Raw genomic sequence first — 19,612 nt, forward strand, 5'->3', positions numbered from 1 at the left:
AATCATGACTTCCGCGACCATGCCGATAGTCCCGACATGGAGCGCCGGTACTCTCATTTCCAAGTCAAGACTGGTTTCGGATTTCCAGGCGTTGTTCTCTCCGTTCTGCTTGCGGGGTGTGGAGCCCATCCGGGTTTTGGGACACAGTCAACCAGCCAGCCACTGAGCATCAGTCCATCTTCTGCAACGCTTGTTGTAGGACAAAGTGCGCAGCTTCACGCGATGAACGGCAGTGCTTCCATATCCGGGTGCAGCTGGCAGAGTTCCGATGTATCCGCGTAAGCGTAGCGTCGACTGGTGAGGTGCAGGCTCTTGCGGTTGGAAATTCGACCGTGCAGGCAATTTGCAATGGCATGAGCGCCAGCGCTTCTCTAGGTGTCGTTCCATCGTCGGGATCGCAGCAGACGCAGCCCAGCAACGTTCAATACCAGTGGGAAGCGCCTGTACCTGGCTCGACCGATTCGCTTGGGTCGCTCACAATCGTGGCCTCCAATGGCACACCGACAGAAGTATTGCGTCCTGCGGTTCGAAGCGTTTTTGGCACGATGAGATGCGTATCAGCTGCATGGGATAAAGCGAACCAGATGCTTACTATTGCATACGAAGTAGGCGGCCTGCCGCTGCATATTGCCTTGACGCCTGTTGAGCGCCAGGGACAGCTCACCGTATCTATGAGTGCGGATGCGCCCCTGATTTCTTCCCTTGACGCTGGGACATGGAATGCATTGCTCGAGGCACAACCGCTCGTCGTTCCCTATTACGATGGAAAAGTTTCGTACATGGCGGCAACTGGCGATTTTGCGAATGCTTGGTGGGATTGGCACAGCACAGGCTCAACGATATTGAGCGCTACGGATGCACAATATAGCCCCAGGACCGATGGTTCGCTCGCGTTGATGCATGAGCAACTCAATGTGGTTATGTCGCCGAATGTCGATGAGGTATTGCCATCGCCAGGGAATCAGGCGTCTCCTTACATGTCACAAATGGCGGGACGCATGGTGATCGATATCTGGACGGCAGGATTTTCCGCGGTCCAGCAAGGGATCGAGGAGTTGGGAGACTACGGGTTAAAGAACTGCGCGGCGATCATTCACGACTGGCAGCACGCTGGCTATGATAATGCGCTGCCGGAGCACTATACAGCTAATCCCAACCTCGGAGGAGATCCGGCCCTGTCATCTGCCGTCGCCGCCGGCAAAAGCTCCGGCTGTCTGATGGCGGTGCATGAAAATTATGTGGATTATTATCCGAATTACCCGCAATTCGATGCAGCTGCAGTCTCACTTACAAGCGACGGTGACTGGCTCGCAAGCTGGAAAAATGGTCTTGGCATTCAATCCTACTCGGCCAAGCCCTCGTGGATACTGAAGAACGCTGCGATGGAGTCGCCGATCATTCACCAGAGATACGGAACGACCGCGGATTATCTCGATGTAAGCTCGGCTGCCCCGATTTCCTCGCATGGTGATCTGGACGCCAGGCAGCCAAATGCGGGCAGTCTCACAGCCTGGATGCAGGCGAATGCATCGCTCTGGGCCTATGAACGGCAGACACATGGAGGGCCGGTGCTCGGGGAGGGTTTGAATCACTGGTATTACAGCGGCCAACTCGACGGAGTCGAGGCGCAGCTGGGTGATGGATATCCATTAGGAACCGACGTAAATCTACCTCTATTCGTGGATTTCGACCTGTTGCGCATGCATCCGCTTCAGGTGAACCATGGAATGGGATATTACGGTCGATGGGTTCATAGCGGATCGAGCATTACGAGCACAGAGCAGATGGACGCATACCGCATGCAGGAGATCGCATACGGCCACGCGCCGTTTGTCGATACGACGAACTGGAATGACGTAACGCATGCCTTTGTGGAAGGTGGACTGGTCACACCGGTGGCCGCGAGCTACGGAACGGCCCACGTTTCTGCCATTCAATATGCAATGGATGGATCGTGGGTAAGCCCCTCGCAGGCAGCGCGAAATGGCACATTTGCAACCGTAGAAGTCACTTATAACAATGGACTGAGCATTGCGGCGAATGCGTCTTCGACTCCGGTCTTGTGGAATGGGTTTGCGGTGCCTCAGTACGGATGGGTCGCGAAGGGTAATCAACTGCTGGCCTATACGGCTATGTGCGGCGGAAACATCTGTGATTATGCGGAAACGCCGACCTCGCTGTTTGCGAATGCACGCAATCAATCGGATTTGCGCATCGGCGTTGCGCCGGCGGCACCATCCGCTATAAGTGTGCAGCCGAAGGCCTATCGGCAACTTTCCATTTTGTACAACTGGAAAGTCTTCCAAAAAGTTGCGTCGAACTATGAGGTGTTCGTTCATTTTGTGAACGACGATGATCTCCAGACAGATGCCGGTATTGTTTTTCAGGACGATCACGAGACCGCCTCTCCAACTTCGAGTTGGGTTCCGAATACTCTGCTGACCGACGGACCATGGACGGTGCCGGTGCCGTCTTCTGTACCGGACGGTAAGGATTCGATCCGGATGGGACTATACGATCCTAATACCGGTAACAGAGTACATCTGGCAGGTATAGATGATGGTACGGAACGCTATATCGTGGGATATCTGATAATCAGCCAAGGTGGCAACGTGATGAATCTGGAGCCGCCGCCTGTGGAAGAGGATGATCCTCGGCTGAATGCCGCGGGCTCTGTTGTCAATTTTGGTTCGATCCAGACCGACGGCATGGTTTCTGTCGACCAGGAGAACGGCCAGTGGGTGCTACGTTCATTTCCGCGGAACCGAGCGGTAACGGTACTTCTGGACAGCTCGCGCTTTCCTGTGCCTGTCACGGTTCAAGCTGTGGGCGGAAATGTGCAACAGGTAATGCCGATTTCGCAGGGACAGTATTGGCAGCTTCCGATGGTGAATGCCAAGACATATGCCTGGCCCATTCCGAGCGATTGAGAGATGTTTTTTGAGGAGAAGAGAGCCAGTGTCCAAAGCTTCGCATGTCGCATAATAAGAAAGCGATATAGCGGAGGATCATGCGAATAATTCCTGATTGGACTGGACGGATGATGGTTATCGCGGGACTGTGCCTGACGGCCTCGGGTATGTTTGGAGCGGAGCATCCTGTAACAGGGAATACGAGCGAAAAAAATCAATCGGCGGTATTCTTAGCCGAAGGAACGGTGCCAATCGCCTTTGTGCCGCCGCAGGTTGGAAGCACAGATTCGCTGGGCCAGGTCGTACACCCGGAGGGCAACGCCGGAAGCAGTAGTCAGCAACTGCTGAATCTCTTAGTACACGCCGGATCGGGCAAGTTAATCTGCACTTCTGTGAATCAAGGTTCGAATCCCTCTACAGAGACGATCACTTACTCGGCTGCAGGCGCGCAGGTTCACGTGGTCGTTCACAGCACCATGACAGCTAACACACTTGCCATCACCCTCGATGCAGACAAGCCAGGGATTACGTCAGCGGATTTCGGTCCTTTCTTTGCCCCCTTGTCGGCGCGTAAGATCGCCGTCCCCTACTATTCCAGCGACGTATGGTACTCGACCACGTTGAAGTCATTTCTGAACGCGTGGTGGGACTTTGAAGAAACGCACGGGACTTTTTTCAATGGTTCACAGGTACGGTACGATCCACGCACCGACGGCTCCCTTGTCCAGTTACACGAGAAGCTGATGATTGCTGACTCATCGAATGTGGACGATGTTTTTCCCTCCCTGCCTGGTCCGGCTTCGCCATATATGTCGGAGCTGGCTGGGCGAACGGTTCTCGATATATGGAGCGGTAGTTTTGCCCGGATTCGCGACGGCCTGAAGACGCTGGGAGGAGACGGCGTGGCGGACTGTGTCGGAATCATTCATAACTGGCAGCACGGTGGATATGACAACCAGCTGCCGCAGCACTACCCCGCCAACGAGAGTCTCGGAGGCGACGAGATGCTCAAAGCGGCCGTGGATGCGGGAAAGTCCGATGGCTGCTTGATGGCGTTGCACGAAAACTACATTGATTATTATCCGAATTATCAGGGTTTTGATCCCGCGGGCGTCGCATCGAAGAGTGACGGTCAGCGGTCACTCGCGTGGTTCAACAGAGGAAACGGAGTGCAGTCATTCCAGGCGAAGCCTTCTTGGATGGTAAAAAATGCTTCCACCCAATCTCCGCATATAAAGCAGCTTTACGGGACAAATGCTTCGTTTCTCGACGTAAATTCGGCAGTCACCCCTTATAACAAGCGCGATATGGATCCAGCGGTACCATATGGCGGGACAATGCAGGCGTGGCTCAAGGCTGCTGATGATCTCTGGTCGTACGAGCGAAAGACATACGGAGGCCCTGCACTCGGAGAAGGACTGAATCACTGGTACTACACGGGCAGGTTGGATGGAGTCGAAGCTCAACTGGGCACAGGCGACACACCATTGAAGGAGGGTGCGGGTCTTGCTCTATTTGTCGACTTTGATCTGCTGCGCATCCATCCGCTACAGGTAAATCATGGAATGGGCTACTATGCGCGCTGGACGAAGTCCGGTACGTCTACTATGACGACCACCGACTTCGATGCGTATCGAATGCAGGAGGTCATTTATGGGCATGCACCATTCGTGACCACGCCCTATTGGGACAATATTCCTTACGCCATGGTCGAAACGGGATTGATTGCTCCAGTGGCCAAACGGTATGGAACTAAGCGCGCCAGCACGATTCGTTACATGGTGGGTGAAAACTGGACGTCATCTTCGGACGCGGCAATAGCGGGAGAGTTCGACAGGGTTATGGTGAAATACGCGAACGGTCTTCAAGTGGTTGCGAACGCGGCTGCTTCAACGATGCAGTGGGATGGTTATGCAATACCTCAGTATGGCTGGGTTGCGAAGGGACAAGATGTTCTGGCATACACTGCTCTTTGCGGAGCTACGATCTGCGATTTTGCTCAGACCCCTACTTCGATTTTTGCTAATGCGCGTAATCCTCAGGACCTTGGGACCGCTGTAAATTCCTCAGACAACACACGCCTCAACGGAGATCGAAAGGTGATTGATTTCGGCATGGTCCGGACGAATGCGATGATTTCTCTTCGGTCAGAATCAGGCCGCTGGGTGCTGCGATCCTTTGGGAATCGAAAAGCTAACGTAGAGTTGAATGGCAAATTTCTCCCGGCTCCATCGCTAGTCCAGAGTGAGGGGGGAAATGGTATGTCTCTAACGCCTAAACCAGAGCCGAACGGCTGGTGGAGTCTGAGCCTCAATTGGGCAAGCACTTACTCTTGGATAGCCGAACCTGCAATTATCCCTTTGCAGCCGTAATCGTTTTTGTGTAACCAATTAATTTCGAAATAGGTTATTCTAAAGATACCAAAAACGACTGAGTCCGCATGCCCTTCAAAAGGTAAGTGGATTCGCCGATCTGATATAGTAGTAGTGACATATCAGTTCACCTGCAACTAGAACTCTACAACTTAAAGTATCAAGGAGCCAGGACGTTTGAGTTCTATCCCCGACCAGGATCCCACTCTACGTGACCTTCTTAGAGTATTTGATCGCAGAAGACGAATTCTTGTTCTTGCATTTCTGATTTTCGTCTTTTTTGCGGTTGTTGTCTGCGTCGTCACGACGCGTAGATATACGGCAAGCAGCACAATTCAACTGCAGAAGTCTTCAGACAGCCTAGGCCTTGATGATCTCATGGGTGCAGCATCTGGCGGCGCTTCTGACACGTTGTCTGTCAATGTCGATTTGCAGACCCAGGCAGATATCCTGCAGTCGGACACGCTTGCTTTGAAGGTTGTTAAGGAACTTAATTTAGAGCAAAACGGAGACTTCAGGTCTCATTTCAATCCGTTTGGCTGGTTAATGGGTTTGCTGAGTCCTGCAGGTCCTTCTGAGTCAACGGCCGCAAGTTTCGATGACTCTCCAAGCCGCCAGAGAAATGCGCTCGCCACTTTTCAGGGTTACTTAAAGGTGAAGGTGATTGCTGGAACGCGGTTGATCGAGGTCGACTATACCAACCAGGATCCTAAAGTTGCCTCAGCAGTAGTCAATCATTTGGTTCAGGCATTGGTTGATTATAGCTTCCAGACAAAGTTCAAGGCGACCAATGACGTCTCGGAGTGGCTCGAGGGTCAACTGGGTGATCTGCGCAAGCAGACGGAGGATCTGCAGTCTAAGGTAGTCGCATTGCAGCAAGGCAGCGGAATCTTTGGCGTTGGAGGGACAGATCCAGAGGGGAAGCCTGTTATCTTCAGTCCGGTCCTCGATAGGTTGCAGGCGTCTACTGCCCAGTTGTCTCAGGCTCAAATGAACCGTGTTCTCAAGCAATCTGTCTATGAGGTGGCAAAGACTGGCAATGCGGAATTAATTTCGCAGCTCAGTGGAACCTCGATGGGGGGAGCCAGTCAGGGGATAACGAATTCTCTGACCCTGGTTCAAAGTCTTCGGACTCAGGAGGCGACGCTCAAGTCGCAGGTCGATCAGGACTCATCTCAGTTTGGTTCAGCTTATCCGAAGTTGATAGAAGAGCGTGCAGCACTTGATGGTGTACAGCGCTCTATTCAGGATGAGATTGGTCGCCTCTCTGCGAGGGCGAAGAATGACTCGGAAATTGCCGTGAGAGCTGAAGATGGAGCACGCCGCACCTATGATGCGGACAGAAGCGCTGCGGAAAAACTCAACGACAAGAGTATCGAATATGCCATTCTCTCTAAAGAGGCTGATCAGAGCCAGGAGCTCTATCGCGATCTTCTCAAGCGTCTGAAAGAGGCTGGCATTGTTGAAGGACTTCACTCGTCAAATATTACGATGGTCAATCCCGGACGTCCTCCCGCCAAACCCAGTAAGCCACAGGTTCCTCTGTATCTGGCTTTAGGTGTATTCCTTGGAGGATTTTTTGGCGGTTGCACGGCTTTAGCTGTGGAAGCGATCGATAACAAAATTCAAGGTACCGAGGAGATCGAAGCAATGCATCTCCCGATGCTGGGAATTGTTCCCGCGATTGAAGATGCTAAGCGCGGCGAGGGGCCAATTCTACTTGACTCTAACTATTCTGCATTCGGTGAGGCTATACGCAGCCTTCGTTCTACGTTACTGATCTCGCGAAGCGGCAGACCTCCTCAGGTTATTTTGATGACAAGTGGAAGCCCCGGCGAAGGCAAATCGACTTTGACATTAAATCTAGCTGCTTCGTTAGCCCAGTTTAACAAGAAGGTTCTAATAGTTGAGGGGGACATGCGTCGGCCCGTCCTGGCGAGGCGCTTGCGGATCGAGGGTAAAAATGGACTGAGCGTGCTGCTTGCAGGAGATAGTGCTGATGTAGAGTTTAAAGAAATTCCGAATCACCCGCACTTATACATCTTGCCCGCAGGACCGGTCCCCCCTTATCCCTCGGAGTTGCTAGGCTCTCAACGTATGCAGGCATTGATTGAATCGTGGCGGCAAAGTTTTGACTTTATACTAGTGGATTCTCCCCCTGTGCTCCCGGTTACCGACGCGCAGTTGCTCGAGCAATTCGCAGACGCGACTGTTTTAATCGCCCGCTCCGGAGTAACTCCTCGAATAGCGCTGCAGCGCGCCTATAAGTTGCTGCAATTGCATAGCAAGGATACAGCAAAGCCTGCTATAGGCATTGTGTTGAACTACATTTCCCTGCATTCGGCGGCCTACTATGGTTATTACGGTTACTATGGGGGTAAAAAATACGGCTACGACAACCAGGAGGATCGCGATGCAAATGTTTAAGGCTTTCTGCCTCGCATTGTTATTTGTAGCCTTTTGCCGCGCGCAGAAAGAAAGCATCACGATAGGCCCCGGAGATTTGGTCCATGTAAAGGTACTCGAAGCTGCCGAGTTAGAGCAGAGTGTACGCGTTACCGATGCAGGCGCTGTCCCGTTGATTGTGGGAGGCAATGTAAAAATCGCCGGCTTCACTCCAGCAGAAGCAGCAAATGAAATCCAGCGTGCTCTTGTCGAAGGACATTATCTCTTGACACCTCACGTCAGCGTGACTATTGAGCAGCCAGCGACAGAGAATGTGACTGTGGTTGGTCAGGTACGGGCGCCAGGAAGTTATCCTATAGGTACACCTCGTTCCATTCTGGATGTATTGGCGCTGTCGGGAGGGATTACCGATCTGGCCAATAGGGAAATCACTATTGAGCGTCGAGAAACAAAAGAACGGCTACGGTACAATCTTTCAAATCATTCGGACAAGGCTCTCGACGAAAATATTCAGATCTATCCTGGGGATACGATTCTAGTTCCAAAGGTCGATCTAATTTATGCCTTGGGGGATTTGCGCAAGCCCGGCGGCTTCCCTATGTCAACGAATGACTCGAAGTTGTCCGTTTTGCAAGCTATTGCCTTTGCCGGGGGGACTCCTCCGACGGCGGTCCCTTCGGATGCACGCCTAGTACGCAGGCAGGCAGATGGCACATATATCGAAATTCCTCTGCCTCTCAGTGATATGCAGAAGGGAAAGAAGGCAGATATGCCTCTTCAAGCGGACGATATTATCTATGTTCCCTTTAGCTACTTGCGGAACGCAATGCTGGGAATCACGAATATCGTCGCTGCTGCATCGTCAGCTGCGATTTATCAGTTCTAAGCAATAAAGACACGACTGCATGGCAACTTCGTGTTGTCTGAGCCCCAATAGATTGTGGAGCTCCGCGAGCGATAAGTCTTGATTGCTTATGTCGTTGGTTAGGCTAGACCGGATTGAACACATGTATTATGAGCCAGTATCGGTAGAAGGCGACACCTGCGAAGGGCCTGTCAACACGACTTACTTGTCCGGGAAACATGGGGCTGAATCAGTCTCTGGTATCCACGAACTCCGTAGCGATGTATTCCTAGGGATCCGTCTAACAGTACTATTTTGCCTGCCATTTATTCTGGCTGATGCCGCCTTTTACCAACTGCAGATATTAGCTACCGGAGGTAGCACGCCCGTCAGCACGGTAGTATTCAAAATAACTCTACTACTAGCGCTTTCCGCTGCGGCACTGCTACGCGGCAGAATCAGAAATCCTAGGCTCTCGAAGTTTGCTCTGGTGTTTGTTGCCTATCTGATCATTGCCGCACTATATCAGTATTTTGTTTTGGATGTAGAAGTCACAGATATATTGATATCCTATAACACTTTTTATCTATTGCCGATCCTGAACGTTCTAGCACTATCTATACCTTTGAACATATCTGATCGGCTAATCATGCGTCTTTTGCTGGCACTGTTCATAATTTGTGCGTGGCTGGGCTTTGCTCAATATGTTACACAACAGCCCATTGTGGCCACAAGTAGTAGCGACGGCTATTTTCAGGTGCGCATTTGGCACAATCCCAACGGGGGAGTGAAAGCTTTTAGCCTCTTTCTCTATCCTGAACGTTTTGGTGGATTTGCAACGATAATCGCCTGCTTGGCGCTGGCTATGTGCGCTCGTCGTCGCAAATTGTTAGTTGCCTTACCTCTTCTCGTTTTAAGCGTTCTTGCCTGTTGGATATCAACGGCTCGCGCAGATTTAGTTGGCTTAGTATGCGCACTGACCACATCTGTGGTGCTTACTTTTGGAAAGCGATCAGGTCGTACAAAATGGTTACCCTTTGCGTTTCTGCTAATAGGGCTCCTTGTAGGCATATATGCTTACTCTAATTCGATGAGCGGTGGTAACAATTTGTCCATAACGGACACTAGTTCGTTCACGGAACGCTTGAACGAATGGAAGTACTATCTCAGCATGTTTAGTGCTGACCATTGGTCGAACGCTCTTTTTGGTTTTGGAATCTCCCAAAGCGAACGACTCAACGCAAATAGCGTTGTTGCTATTGATAACATCTATCTAGCCACAATATTGCACATTGGCATTGTAGGGCTAATGATTTTGATGGCTATTCTCTGGCGGTTATGGGAAGAAATTCGTAAGCGCGCGGAGTCGGAAAAAAATATCTTGATATCGGCTGTGGCTGCCTACTATTCAACATTATTATGCGTCGGGCTATTCACCCAGGCTGTTGCCGCGGCGACCGCGGCTCTATTGCTCTTTACACTAAGCGCCGGAACCGTGAGCCTACTTAAGACTCATGGTTCCGGAGTCCAGTCTTGATAGGTGTCATTGGATTCGCCCCTCAAGCGTACCGTATCTCTTAAGTGAGTGGCTAGCACACGCATAATTTAATCTGACGCGGACGAGAACGCAAATAAGAATGTTAATGATCAGAATCAGTAGCTTCATTAAAGGAATCGTCGGACACCGTGTATCCCGCAATGCCTCCTGGATATTTCTCGGGCAAGGGGCAAACTTTTTGCTGCAGGCTGGCTACTTCATTTTGCTCGCACGACTGCTGGGAGTTTACGAGTATGGCGTCTTTGCGGGAGCCTTCGCGCTGGTGAATGCCATCACTCCATATAGCGCACTTGGGGCTGGCATGCTATTCATGCGCTATGTGACTATCGATCGAGAGGAGGCGCGGGTATATTGGGGTAACACTCTGGTCATCACCTTCCTAATGAGCATATTGATTGCGGTCGTGTTTTTCTTCCTTGGCCCCGTAATTACCAAGATTTCTCATCGATCGATCTTTGTCGTACTTGTATTCGCCAATTGCCTTTTCAGTCAGATCGCCAATCTGGCTAGCATGGTCTTTCAGACCTTCGAAAAAATGCGCCTGACCGCAACCTTGAGTTTCTTGGCCAACCTGGCAAGATTTCTCATCTTGTTAGTCATGCAGTTCACGCTGCATCATGCAACGGCGGTCCAGTGGGCCTATGGCGTGCTTGGCGCCTCGGCCTGTGCCGCGGTAGTGTCGATCATCTGGGTTCGGTCGGCGATCGGGTCCTTCTCGTGCAGCCCGAAGTTGATACTGCGCCGTATTCCGGAAGGTTTCAGCTTTTCGTTTGCTGGCACTACGCAGGCGGTTTATAACGACATTGATAAGACCATGTTGAGCCACTACGGTCTTAACAGAGAGAATGGATTTTACACTCTCGCCTATCGAATCATCGATTTTACAACGACACCGATCGTTGCCATGGATTCCGCAATCTTACCGCGTTATTTTCAATTGAGCCGAGAAGGTATGAGCCCCGTCATCCGGCTTGTGATCAAATCGGTGAGAATCTCGATTTTGCTCGGTTTTGTCATTGCTGCGGGGACTTTGTTGCTCGCTCCAGTTGTTCCCCACATCGTAGGCCGGGACTTCTCAGGGGTGCTTGTTGCACTTCGCTGGCTATGCTGGCTTCCGCTCTTGCGTGGTATTCATCGTATGACCGGAAGTGCGTTAACGGGCTCAGGCTATCAAAACGAACGAACTGCGGCTCAATTTCTTGCCGCGGCTGTCAACGTTGTGCTGAACTTCTTGTGGATCCCTGCTTATGGGTGGATTGGAGCAGCATGGTCGAGTGTTGCCGCAGATGGTTTGCTCGCAGTATTAAATCCAATCATATTGCTCTGGGCTTCAAGAAGGATCAGTCGTAACGAAACCGCCGTGATTGTCGAAGTTACGGAGTCCTAGCATGACAAACGATGTTTGCGCCCTATTCATCACCTACCGCCCTGAAGCAGATGTCTTGGGCAACATAGCAAAGGTGCGACCGCAGGTGCAGGGACTAGTCGTTGTCGACAACGGTTCATCAGAATCGGCACGCGCTCCATTCCATGTTGCAAGCCAAAAGCTGGATTTCACGCTGATCGAAAATGGAAGAAATCTGGGAATTGCTGCCGCGCTTAATATTGGCGTTCGTTGGGCGCAATCCCAAGGCTATCGCTGGATTGTTCTTTTCGATCAAGACAGCACGATCACCGATGGCTTTATAGGCGCAATGCTTCGGGAATACCAGTCTCACCCTCATTCTGACTGCCTTGCAATTGTGACCCCAAAGCATATAGATCAAACTAATGGCGAGTGGCGCGCCCCCGCGTTTGCCGTAGACGGCACTCCTTTGGTCGCGATTACCTCAGGCAGCCTGATGCCCCTCAATATATTCGAGAAGTGCGGAGAGTTTGAAGAAGACCTCATTATCGATCGAGTAGACGACGAATATTGTCTCCGCGCGCGTTCGCTGGGTTTCACAATCGCACTTTGCGAGCAAGCGATTTTACATCACGCAGTGGGAGCGCCTAGAACGCACCACGCATACGGAATCGCCAGCTTTCGCGCATCCCACCATAACGCAAAACGTCGCTATTACATCACACGTAATCGGCTTGTCATGGTAAAGAGGTACTGGAAACAGCATCCACAATGGTGCTATTCAGCGCTCGTAGCCATGCTCAAAGATACAGCTAAGGTCGTGCTGGCTGAAGAAGACTCTTTTACGAAGGTCATCAATATTTTACGTGGTACGTTACATGCGATTACGGGACGAATGGGAAAGGTTGTGGAACTATGACGACCATCAATGATTCAATTGCCTCTCTGAATAGTGTATGTGCCGTTGTGGTGACCTTCAAGCCACATCTGGATGTTCTGGAAAATCTGCGCAAGGTGCGTCCGCAGGTGGAAGGACTTGTGGTTGTGGACAATGGGTCACCCTCGGAAGCTTTTGCTCCATTCCGATTGGCAAGTACCGCGTTAAGCTTCGCACTTATAGAAAATGGAGAAAATCTGGGTATTGCTGCGGCGCTTAATAAAGGCGTGAAGTGGGCAGAGAAACGCGGATTTCGATGGGTAGTACTTTTTGATCAAGATAGTACGGTGGAAAATAAGTTTATCGAATCACTGTTTGCCACTTATCAAATCCAAACTGATCGCGAGCACATTGGAATTATCGTGCCGAGCTATATCGATCGCTTTTCTGGAAGAAAGATGCCAGTGGAGAGAACAAAACACGGTGAGATTCTTGTAGTGCGAACCTCAGGTAGCCTCATGCCTCTCTCTGTTTTTGGAGAGTGTGGCTATTTTATCGAAGAGCTCGTTATTGACCAGGTAGACTATGAATACTGTCTGCGTATCGGTTGTCGCGGCTATAAGATCATTTCGTCTGAAAATGCAAGTCTACTTCACTCTTTGGGGGAACGCCGCCGCCATAATATTGGCGAGCATTACCTGTTCGCAACTACGCATCACAACGTAAAACGCCGCTACTATATAACACGAAATAGAGTGTGGATTATTAAATCTTACTGGCGGCAGTATCCACGCTATTGTTTCCAGTTATTGAATGACTCTATTAAAGACAGCATAAAGATCCTACTCGTAGAAAAATCTCGACTTCAGAAGCTAAGAAATACTTTCCTCGGTTTATTCGATGGCTTGACAGGCCGAATGGGTAAGACAATTGAGCTTTAATCCAACCACCTTTTCATAAAGCTAATAAGATGCATATTCTAATGGTGAATACTTTGTACCCGCCAATCTTATTTGGTGGCGCAGAAAAATCTGTTTCTCTATTGGCGGAAGCCCTCGTCCGTTCGGGAGACCAAGTAACTGTAATTTCCCTGCATCCGGGGATGGAAAAATCCGTCGAAATGTTAAACGGCGTTCGAGTATATCGTTTGCCGATGGATAATCGTTATTGGCCGTTTCACCTTACCGAGAAGCCGGGGCAGGCATCTCGCCTCTTGTGGCATATCGGCGACGCCTGGAACGGTAAAGCTGCGAAACGTGTCGCAGAAATTTTGGATGAGGAGAAACCAGATGTTGTCCATACGAATAACATTCTCGGCTTTTCTGTTGCTGTTTGGAGTGAGGCAAGGACACGCAGCATTCGGTTGGTCCATACCCTCCGCGACTATTATATGCTTTGTTCCCGCTGTGCACTTTTTCGCGATGGGGCTCTATGTGAACAGCGCTGCTTGGACTGCAAAGCGCTAACGATGAATCGTCGACAGGCATCGCAGATTGTAGATACGGTAGTTTCCAACAGCGCCTATGTTCTAAAGTCGCATACAGACTGTGGGTATTTTTCCGGAGTTCCGTCAACAGTAATTTTCAATATTGCAGGCGGCATTGCCAATCTTGCTCCCAGAAATCCCACTGACAACACATTAGTATTTGGTTATATCGGGAAAATAGAGGATGAAAAAGGAATTCATATCGTCTTGGAGGCCACGAAATATCTTACAAACACCAACTGGCGGTTACTAATAGCAGGTGCCGGGCTCGACGTTTATGTAAATAACTTAAAGCAAAAATATAATGATCCTAAAATTGAGTGGCTTGGGTTTGTGGGTGCGCAACGGTTTTACGAATCGATCGATACGACGATAGTCTCCTCAATCTGGCCAGAGCCTTTACCACGCACATTGATCGAGACTTTTGCCGCGGGAAAAAGTGCAATTTGCGCGGCTTCTGGTGGAATTCCAGAAATAGCAAATCTCGGAAAAGTGGTTGAGATCTATAGGGCTACAAACGCTCACGCCTTAGGAGCAATCATGAATCGCGCCTTGCTGAATGTACAACATTGGCGGGGGGGGGGATTCCTCGATGCAATTGCATTGGATCGTTTCAGCGAGACGAAAATAACAAGCCTCTACCGATCTGTCTACCGGACCGATATTAAGTCAAATCAGTGAACGACTATTAGGAGATGTATGCCTTATCTTGTTACAGGGGCCGCAGGTTTTATTGGATTTCATACTTGCAAGAGTTTGCTTGACCGAGGAGACAGGGTCGTTGGTGTCGATGTGGTGAATGATTACTACGACCCTTCCTTGAAAGAAGCTAGACTGCGGTTACTCTCTGAGTATCCAAATTTTACTTTCTACCGGTCCGATATTGCTGATCGAGTAGAAGTAGAAAAAATGGCAGCCCATCATCCGGACATAACGCGCATTGTTCATTTGGCGGCACAGCCTGGAGTTCGTTACTCGCTCCAAAATCCCTATGCATATACGCACTCCAACATCACCGGCCAAATTGTAATGCTCGAGATGGCGCGCAACTTGAAACTGTGCGAGCACTTTGTCTATGCAAGCTCGTCGTCCGTATACGGTTCAAATACAAAGCTGCCGTTTTCGGTTGAGGATCGAGTGGATCACCCAATCTCGCTCTATGCTGCTACCAAAAAATCCTGTGAGCTGATGGCGCATTGTTATAGCCATCTTTTTCAGATCCCGACGACTGGTCTACGGTTTTTCACCGTCTATGGGCCTTGGGGTCGTCCAGACATGTCGGCATTTCTTTTTGTAAAGGCGATTTTAGACGGCAAGCCGATCAAAGTCTTCAACAACGGCGACATGAGGCGTGATTTTACCTATGTCGCTGATATCGTGAAAGGAATCATCGCGGTGGTGGACAGACATCCATCCGGTAGTGGGGTTCCATATCAGATTTACAACATCGGAAATCACCGTTCGGAATCTCTGATGCGATTTATAGGCGTTATTGAAGAGAGCCTCGGAATGAAGGCGAACATTATCTTTGAACCAATACAACCAGGTGATGTTAAAGAGACGTTCGCAGATATCGATCTCTTGAGAAAGGATTTTGGCTTCGAGCCATCGACGAGCATCGAGGAAGGTGTACCAAAGTTCGTCCATTGGTACCGTGAGTTTTATGGGAAATAGGCCGTCAAGTAGTAGGTCCTATTGCAGCGAGGTAGGCTCATTATCTCGCTGCAACAGGAATCCGCTCAGATATATTTTTGTTGCGAGTAAGTAGGTTCAGCAGCGGCTTTTCAATGAATTTATAGCCAAGTGACGTGACTGCAATTGTTATCAGCGAAGCAACAACGATGGATATGTCAGCTGGCACTCTATTAAACGCTGCAATATGTTTCAATGCCATGCCGTAGCCGGCTGAAAAAATGCCGTGGATGAGATAGATGGAGTAGGATGCATCGCCTAAATATATAAGGATGGGATGTGATGATTCCTCATTCCACAAGGCCGCACCCATTACGATCAAAGCGCTCGGAATTCCATAAGCCCAAAAGCGTCCTTGCGGGGGAACTTGAAGGAAAATAGTGCTGACTAGCGATACGGCTCCTAGGCAGATTAAGGCACCCGGTAGGACCCGGTTGGAACACCATTTGTTGTTCTGTGGCAGGCGAAGCACAATTTCTGCGGCGATCATCCCAAATGCAAACTCTAAAATAATCCATTGCGAAAAGAGATATTGAAACCCACTACCATCGGGTAAATAAAAGCTGACCACATGTAGAAGTGCAAAACTACTTATAATAGCGATTATTTTTAGACGACTCAGCCTGAGTGAGATAGCTCCAGCAAATATCAGATAAAAGAGCATCTCAAAGGATAGCGTCCAGCCTTGGGGAAGAATGGGATGATAGCCGGTATCGTTATACGCAGGTATGAGGAGATATGATTTGATGATAAATAGTAGCGAGTATGTGTGTGTTTTAAATGCTATACCGGTACGCCATAGAACTAATAACACAGTTGTCCAGATCCAATAGAGAGGATAAACTCTTCGAACGCGTTTCTTTAGGAAATCAACTGCATCATCGGTGCCACCTTTTCGCGAACTTGTATACACCATAATGAATCCGGAAATGACGAAAAATAGATCTACGCCAGATGCCCCGAGCAAGCCAAGACCGCTATGGACAATCCACGATGGCCGGTAGGAGTACTGCTGGATATCCTCGGCATAGTGATGAAAAACTACAAGAGACGCAGCGAGCGCTCGAAGTATTTGGATCGTTCCAATTCGTCTGTTGATAGATGATTTCATCGAAAAACTAGCCGCCTGTAACTATGCGTTTGATGAGTAGGTGTTTATCGTCTAATGACAAGCAGGATCTGTACAGGCATTAACCTAATAAATGTTCATATTCAACCACAATGTCATTTACCATTCGATCTAGGGAGAATCTATCCGCAATATATTTCAACTTATGCACGTGATCATTGCGAATTGACGGTTTCATGTAAATCGAGAGTGCGCGGCTGGCTAAGTCATTGCTGTCAAATGAATCGACTATAGCCTCAGGCAGAAGATCTCCAAGAATAGCAGTTGATCCGTCGTTCCGAGTGGCAATCACGGGAACTCCGCATGCAGCACTTTCAATCAATGTATATGGCATCCCCTCATACAAACTTGTATGAATGAGGATGTCCATCTCCTGAAAGACTGAAGCAGCGGATACTGCACCGCGCCAATCGATTTGACCATTGAGGCCATACCGTTGTGCGGCAGCTAACATTTCAGCTTTGAGTGCGCCATCTCCAACGATAATGGCGCGCACATCAGGCTGAACGACTGATATTTTATACAAGACATCTATGAAAAGTAACGGATTTTTTTGAAATGCAAGCCTTCCTACAAATCCTATTGTAAGAGCTTGCGAAAGACACTTTGACGGGAGAGCATGATTCTTGAAATAACGGTCGAGTCGAATACCGTTGGGAATATGACGGACCTTTGCCGGATGAATTCCAAGTTTTATCGCGTGATCGTATTCGGCGGGCGCTACAGCAATCACGCGATCATATGTGCGACTGAATGTGCGCTCAACGACCTGAATGAGGCCGCGCTTTAAGGTGGAAAGACTTGGATCAACACTTCGGTAGGCGTGAGGCGTATAGAGGCTCTTGTGAACCCACGGCCGCAGGGCTGCTCCTAAAAGCCCAGCCTTGGTGGAATGAGCATGCAGTAAACGACATCTTCCTTGTTTCTGGAAGTGTCTTTTGAGCTGGGCAATTACTACTGCGTCGCTCCAGTGGGGGCCGCGTTCCATCGGCAGGATCAGCAAATCGGATGGTGGAATATGCTGTATCTCTGTCTTATATGTCGATTCCATCCGGGTAGTTGAGAGAATCAGTCCTGTTGGCCAACCTTTTTTCTTCAGCCCGGAATACAGATCAATAACATGACGAGCTACACCACCTGCTGCCTCAGCAGCTAGATACACTTTGCGGCGATCATTCATGCAGAAAGTACCTCATCGAAGAGTCTCGAGTACTGAGTTGCTGCCCGATCCCAACTAAATTTTTTCATCTCTTCTATCCTGCTGATCCTGGCCTGATGCGTATCGGGGGTTGCAAACAGATGCCGGATTGCATCTTTGATGGCATGGGTGTCAGATGGATTGAGCAGAATTGCATCAGACGGACTAACCTCGGGCAACGAGCTAAGATTTGACGTCACGATGCGGCAGCCGCAGCTAGCGGCTTCGACGACTGGGAGACCAAATCCTTCATAATAACTTGGAAAAACAAATCCTTGAGCACCCGCGTAAAGCGCAGCGAGGGAGGAATCATCAATAGCTCCGACAATAATAATGCCATTCATGTTTTCCGGGAGTTTGCCAGTAGCGAATACGGATTGATTAGCGGCTCGCCCGAAAAGCACCAATCTTGCACCCTCCTTCGCGAGCGATGACTGACTCCATGCCTCTGTGAGCTTAATTGTATTTTTGCGGGGGTCCGTGCCCAAAAAGCCGACTATATACGGTTGGTCTCCAATGCCATACAAGGATAAAGCCTCTGTAATCTCTTCATGGCTACGTGTGCGAAATGCTGGCGTTACTCCTAAGAGGATTGCTGTTACCTTATCGCTGTCAACTCCAAACCTTTCTATCACTCTCTTCTTGGTGAAGTTAGAGACGGTCACGATATGGCGGACAGACCGCGCCAAAGCCGAAGTCATGGACGCGTACCAACGCGCAAATGATTTGCTGAAATAGTGCGGAATATCAATAAATGCTAAATCGTGCATTGTCACTACGTGATTACGATGCATGATTGGTCCAGATGTAGAAGGACTCCAGAGAGGATTCTTGCCCGCACGGAGAGGCAGGTAGAGCTGTTCCCAAATATGGCCTTGTAATCCAGAAGCGCGCTTGATTGGTGGAGCAATGGGGGTCAGTGAAGGGAGACGTCGAATCAATTCCTCAACTACTCGCTTTTGACCATTGGATTTGAGCGTAAGAACGCGACTGTTTACCAGAATACGAGGGTTCAGTGACAAGTTATCTCCATCTCTCAAATGCAAGAGACCTCGAGAAGAATTGATTTGGTCTGAGGGATATGGTGAGTCTTAGTCCAAGCTACATCTTGGAGGTTAAAGTCGATCACACTGTCACTGCTTTTTCCTGCTCAACTCGTCTTCACACTAACAGTTGATTCACAAGATTGGATATCATGGCATTGATTCTTACTAGTTTCTTGTATGAGCCTAATCAAAGACTCCGGAAGGCAGGACAACAGCCTCAGGCCTTCTGTCGAGGCGTGTTGCTGATGGATCAACGAGCCCATCTTACTTTAAGTAGCTTAAACAAAGGGTAAAGGTCAAATATCACGCTTGAATGCTGCGAATATCTATGTTGCATCTTCTCTGTCGTTAGTTTATTTCAATAACAATCTGAGAGTCAATCTACACTTCGGTAAATGATTGATCAAGCATAGCTCCTGGCCTTTCGGATGTGCAAGCTTGAAACCGGCCTGATTGCAGTCGTTAGCTTTTTGGAGCGGGAGACCGGGATCGAACCGGCGACATTCAGCTTGGGAAGATAGCTGTCAAACGAGAATAAAGAATTTAGCGTTCCGGGCATCTCTTTCTGGCAATGAAGATTTCCTGGATGTAGTACATTCCGGCTTGCGTGAATCCTTAATGGTGTTCAAATGGTGTTCATCCTCCAAGATTTTCAAGTCGCTTGCGTCAGGGAAGGTCGGTAGTGTCTCATCGGTGTAACTTTTTCAATTACAGTCAGAGTGTTGAGCGCAGTCAGAAGAGTCTGGC

Annotated in this window: 12 protein-coding genes and 1 pseudogene; 10 read left to right on the plus strand and 3 right to left on the minus strand. The window is 49.5% G+C overall.

The genetic code is table 11. The features are described 5' to 3' along the window. Nucleotides 1-332 precede the first annotated feature (332 nt). From GSQ86_RS08130 to GSQ86_RS08175, 10 genes and pseudogenes are all read left to right on the plus strand, one after another. The gene (locus tag GSQ86_RS08130) at nt 333-2,930 is read left to right on the plus strand and encodes a DUF5696 domain-containing protein (RefSeq protein WP_158749462.1); all 2,598 of its coding nucleotides are present in this window, start codon (nt 333-335) and stop codon (nt 2,928-2,930) included. A gap of 80 nt (nt 2,931-3,010) precedes the next feature. Then, entirely contained in the window at nt 3,011-5,284 is a 2,274-nt protein-coding gene (locus GSQ86_RS08135) for a DUF5696 domain-containing protein (RefSeq protein ID WP_158749463.1), read from the plus strand. 177 nt (nt 5,285-5,461) lie between these two features. Beyond that, nucleotides 5,462-7,711 (plus strand): polysaccharide biosynthesis tyrosine autokinase, encoded by a 2,250-nt coding sequence (locus GSQ86_RS08140; RefSeq protein ID WP_158749464.1) that lies wholly within the window; start codon nt 5,462-5,464, stop codon nt 7,709-7,711. Continuing rightward, nucleotides 7,698-8,576 carry a polysaccharide biosynthesis/export family protein gene (locus tag GSQ86_RS08145; RefSeq protein ID WP_158749465.1) on the plus strand — a complete coding sequence of 293 codons (879 nt, stop codon included), beginning with the start codon at nt 7,698-7,700 and terminating at the stop codon, nt 8,574-8,576. The genes GSQ86_RS08140 and GSQ86_RS08145 overlap by 14 nt, the downstream gene beginning before the upstream one ends. Nucleotides 8,577-8,697: 121 nt before the next feature. Continuing rightward, complete coding sequence (locus tag GSQ86_RS08150; protein WP_158749466.1) at nt 8,698-10,071, plus strand: O-antigen ligase; 1,374 nt, start codon at nt 8,698-8,700, stop codon at nt 10,069-10,071. 100 nt (nt 10,072-10,171) lie between these two features. After that, entirely contained in the window at nt 10,172-11,479 is a 1,308-nt protein-coding gene (locus GSQ86_RS08155) for a flippase (protein WP_158749467.1), read from the plus strand. Nucleotide 11,480: 1 nt separating this feature from the next. Further along, nucleotides 11,481-12,356: a glycosyltransferase family 2 protein gene (locus GSQ86_RS08160; protein WP_158749468.1), complete on the plus strand. Its 876-nt coding sequence runs from the start codon at nt 11,481-11,483 to the stop codon at nt 12,354-12,356. Continuing rightward, nucleotides 12,353-12,691: pseudogene (locus tag GSQ86_RS23830) on the plus strand (glycosyltransferase); the annotation flags it as partial. The gene GSQ86_RS08160 and the pseudogene GSQ86_RS23830, both read left to right, overlap by 4 nt. A 605-nt stretch (nt 12,692-13,296) precedes the next feature. Then, the gene (locus tag GSQ86_RS08170; RefSeq protein ID WP_216841055.1) at nt 13,297-14,481 is read left to right on the plus strand and encodes a glycosyltransferase family 4 protein; all 1,185 of its coding nucleotides are present in this window, start codon (nt 13,297-13,299) and stop codon (nt 14,479-14,481) included. 18 nt (nt 14,482-14,499) lie between these two features. Next, entirely contained in the window at nt 14,500-15,474 is a 975-nt protein-coding gene (locus tag GSQ86_RS08175; RefSeq protein ID WP_158749471.1) for an NAD-dependent epimerase/dehydratase family protein, read from the plus strand. A gap of 40 nt (nt 15,475-15,514) precedes the next feature. Here the strand turns inward: GSQ86_RS08175 and GSQ86_RS08180 are convergent, their stop codons facing one another. The 3 genes from GSQ86_RS08180 to GSQ86_RS08190 all read right to left on the minus strand — a co-directional run bounded on the left by GSQ86_RS08180 (nt 15,515) and on the right by GSQ86_RS08190 (nt 18,841). After that, nucleotides 15,515-16,603 (minus strand): acyltransferase, encoded by a 1,089-nt coding sequence (locus GSQ86_RS08180; RefSeq protein WP_158749472.1) that lies wholly within the window; start codon nt 16,601-16,603, stop codon nt 15,515-15,517. Nucleotides 16,604-16,682: 79 nt separating this feature from the next. Beyond that, complete coding sequence (locus tag GSQ86_RS08185) at nt 16,683-17,801, minus strand: glycosyltransferase (protein WP_158749473.1); 1,119 nt, start codon at nt 17,799-17,801, stop codon at nt 16,683-16,685. Next, the gene (locus GSQ86_RS08190) at nt 17,798-18,841 is read right to left on the minus strand and encodes a glycosyltransferase family 1 protein (protein WP_158749474.1); all 1,044 of its coding nucleotides are present in this window, start codon (nt 18,839-18,841) and stop codon (nt 17,798-17,800) included. Before GSQ86_RS08190 ends, GSQ86_RS08185 begins: the two co-directional genes overlap by 4 nt. Nucleotides 18,842-19,612: the final 771 nt, after the last annotated feature.

Source organism: Acidobacterium sp. S8, assembly GCF_009765985.1.
In the GTDB taxonomy this organism is placed as follows: Bacteria; Acidobacteriota; Terriglobia; order Terriglobales; family Acidobacteriaceae; genus Alloacidobacterium.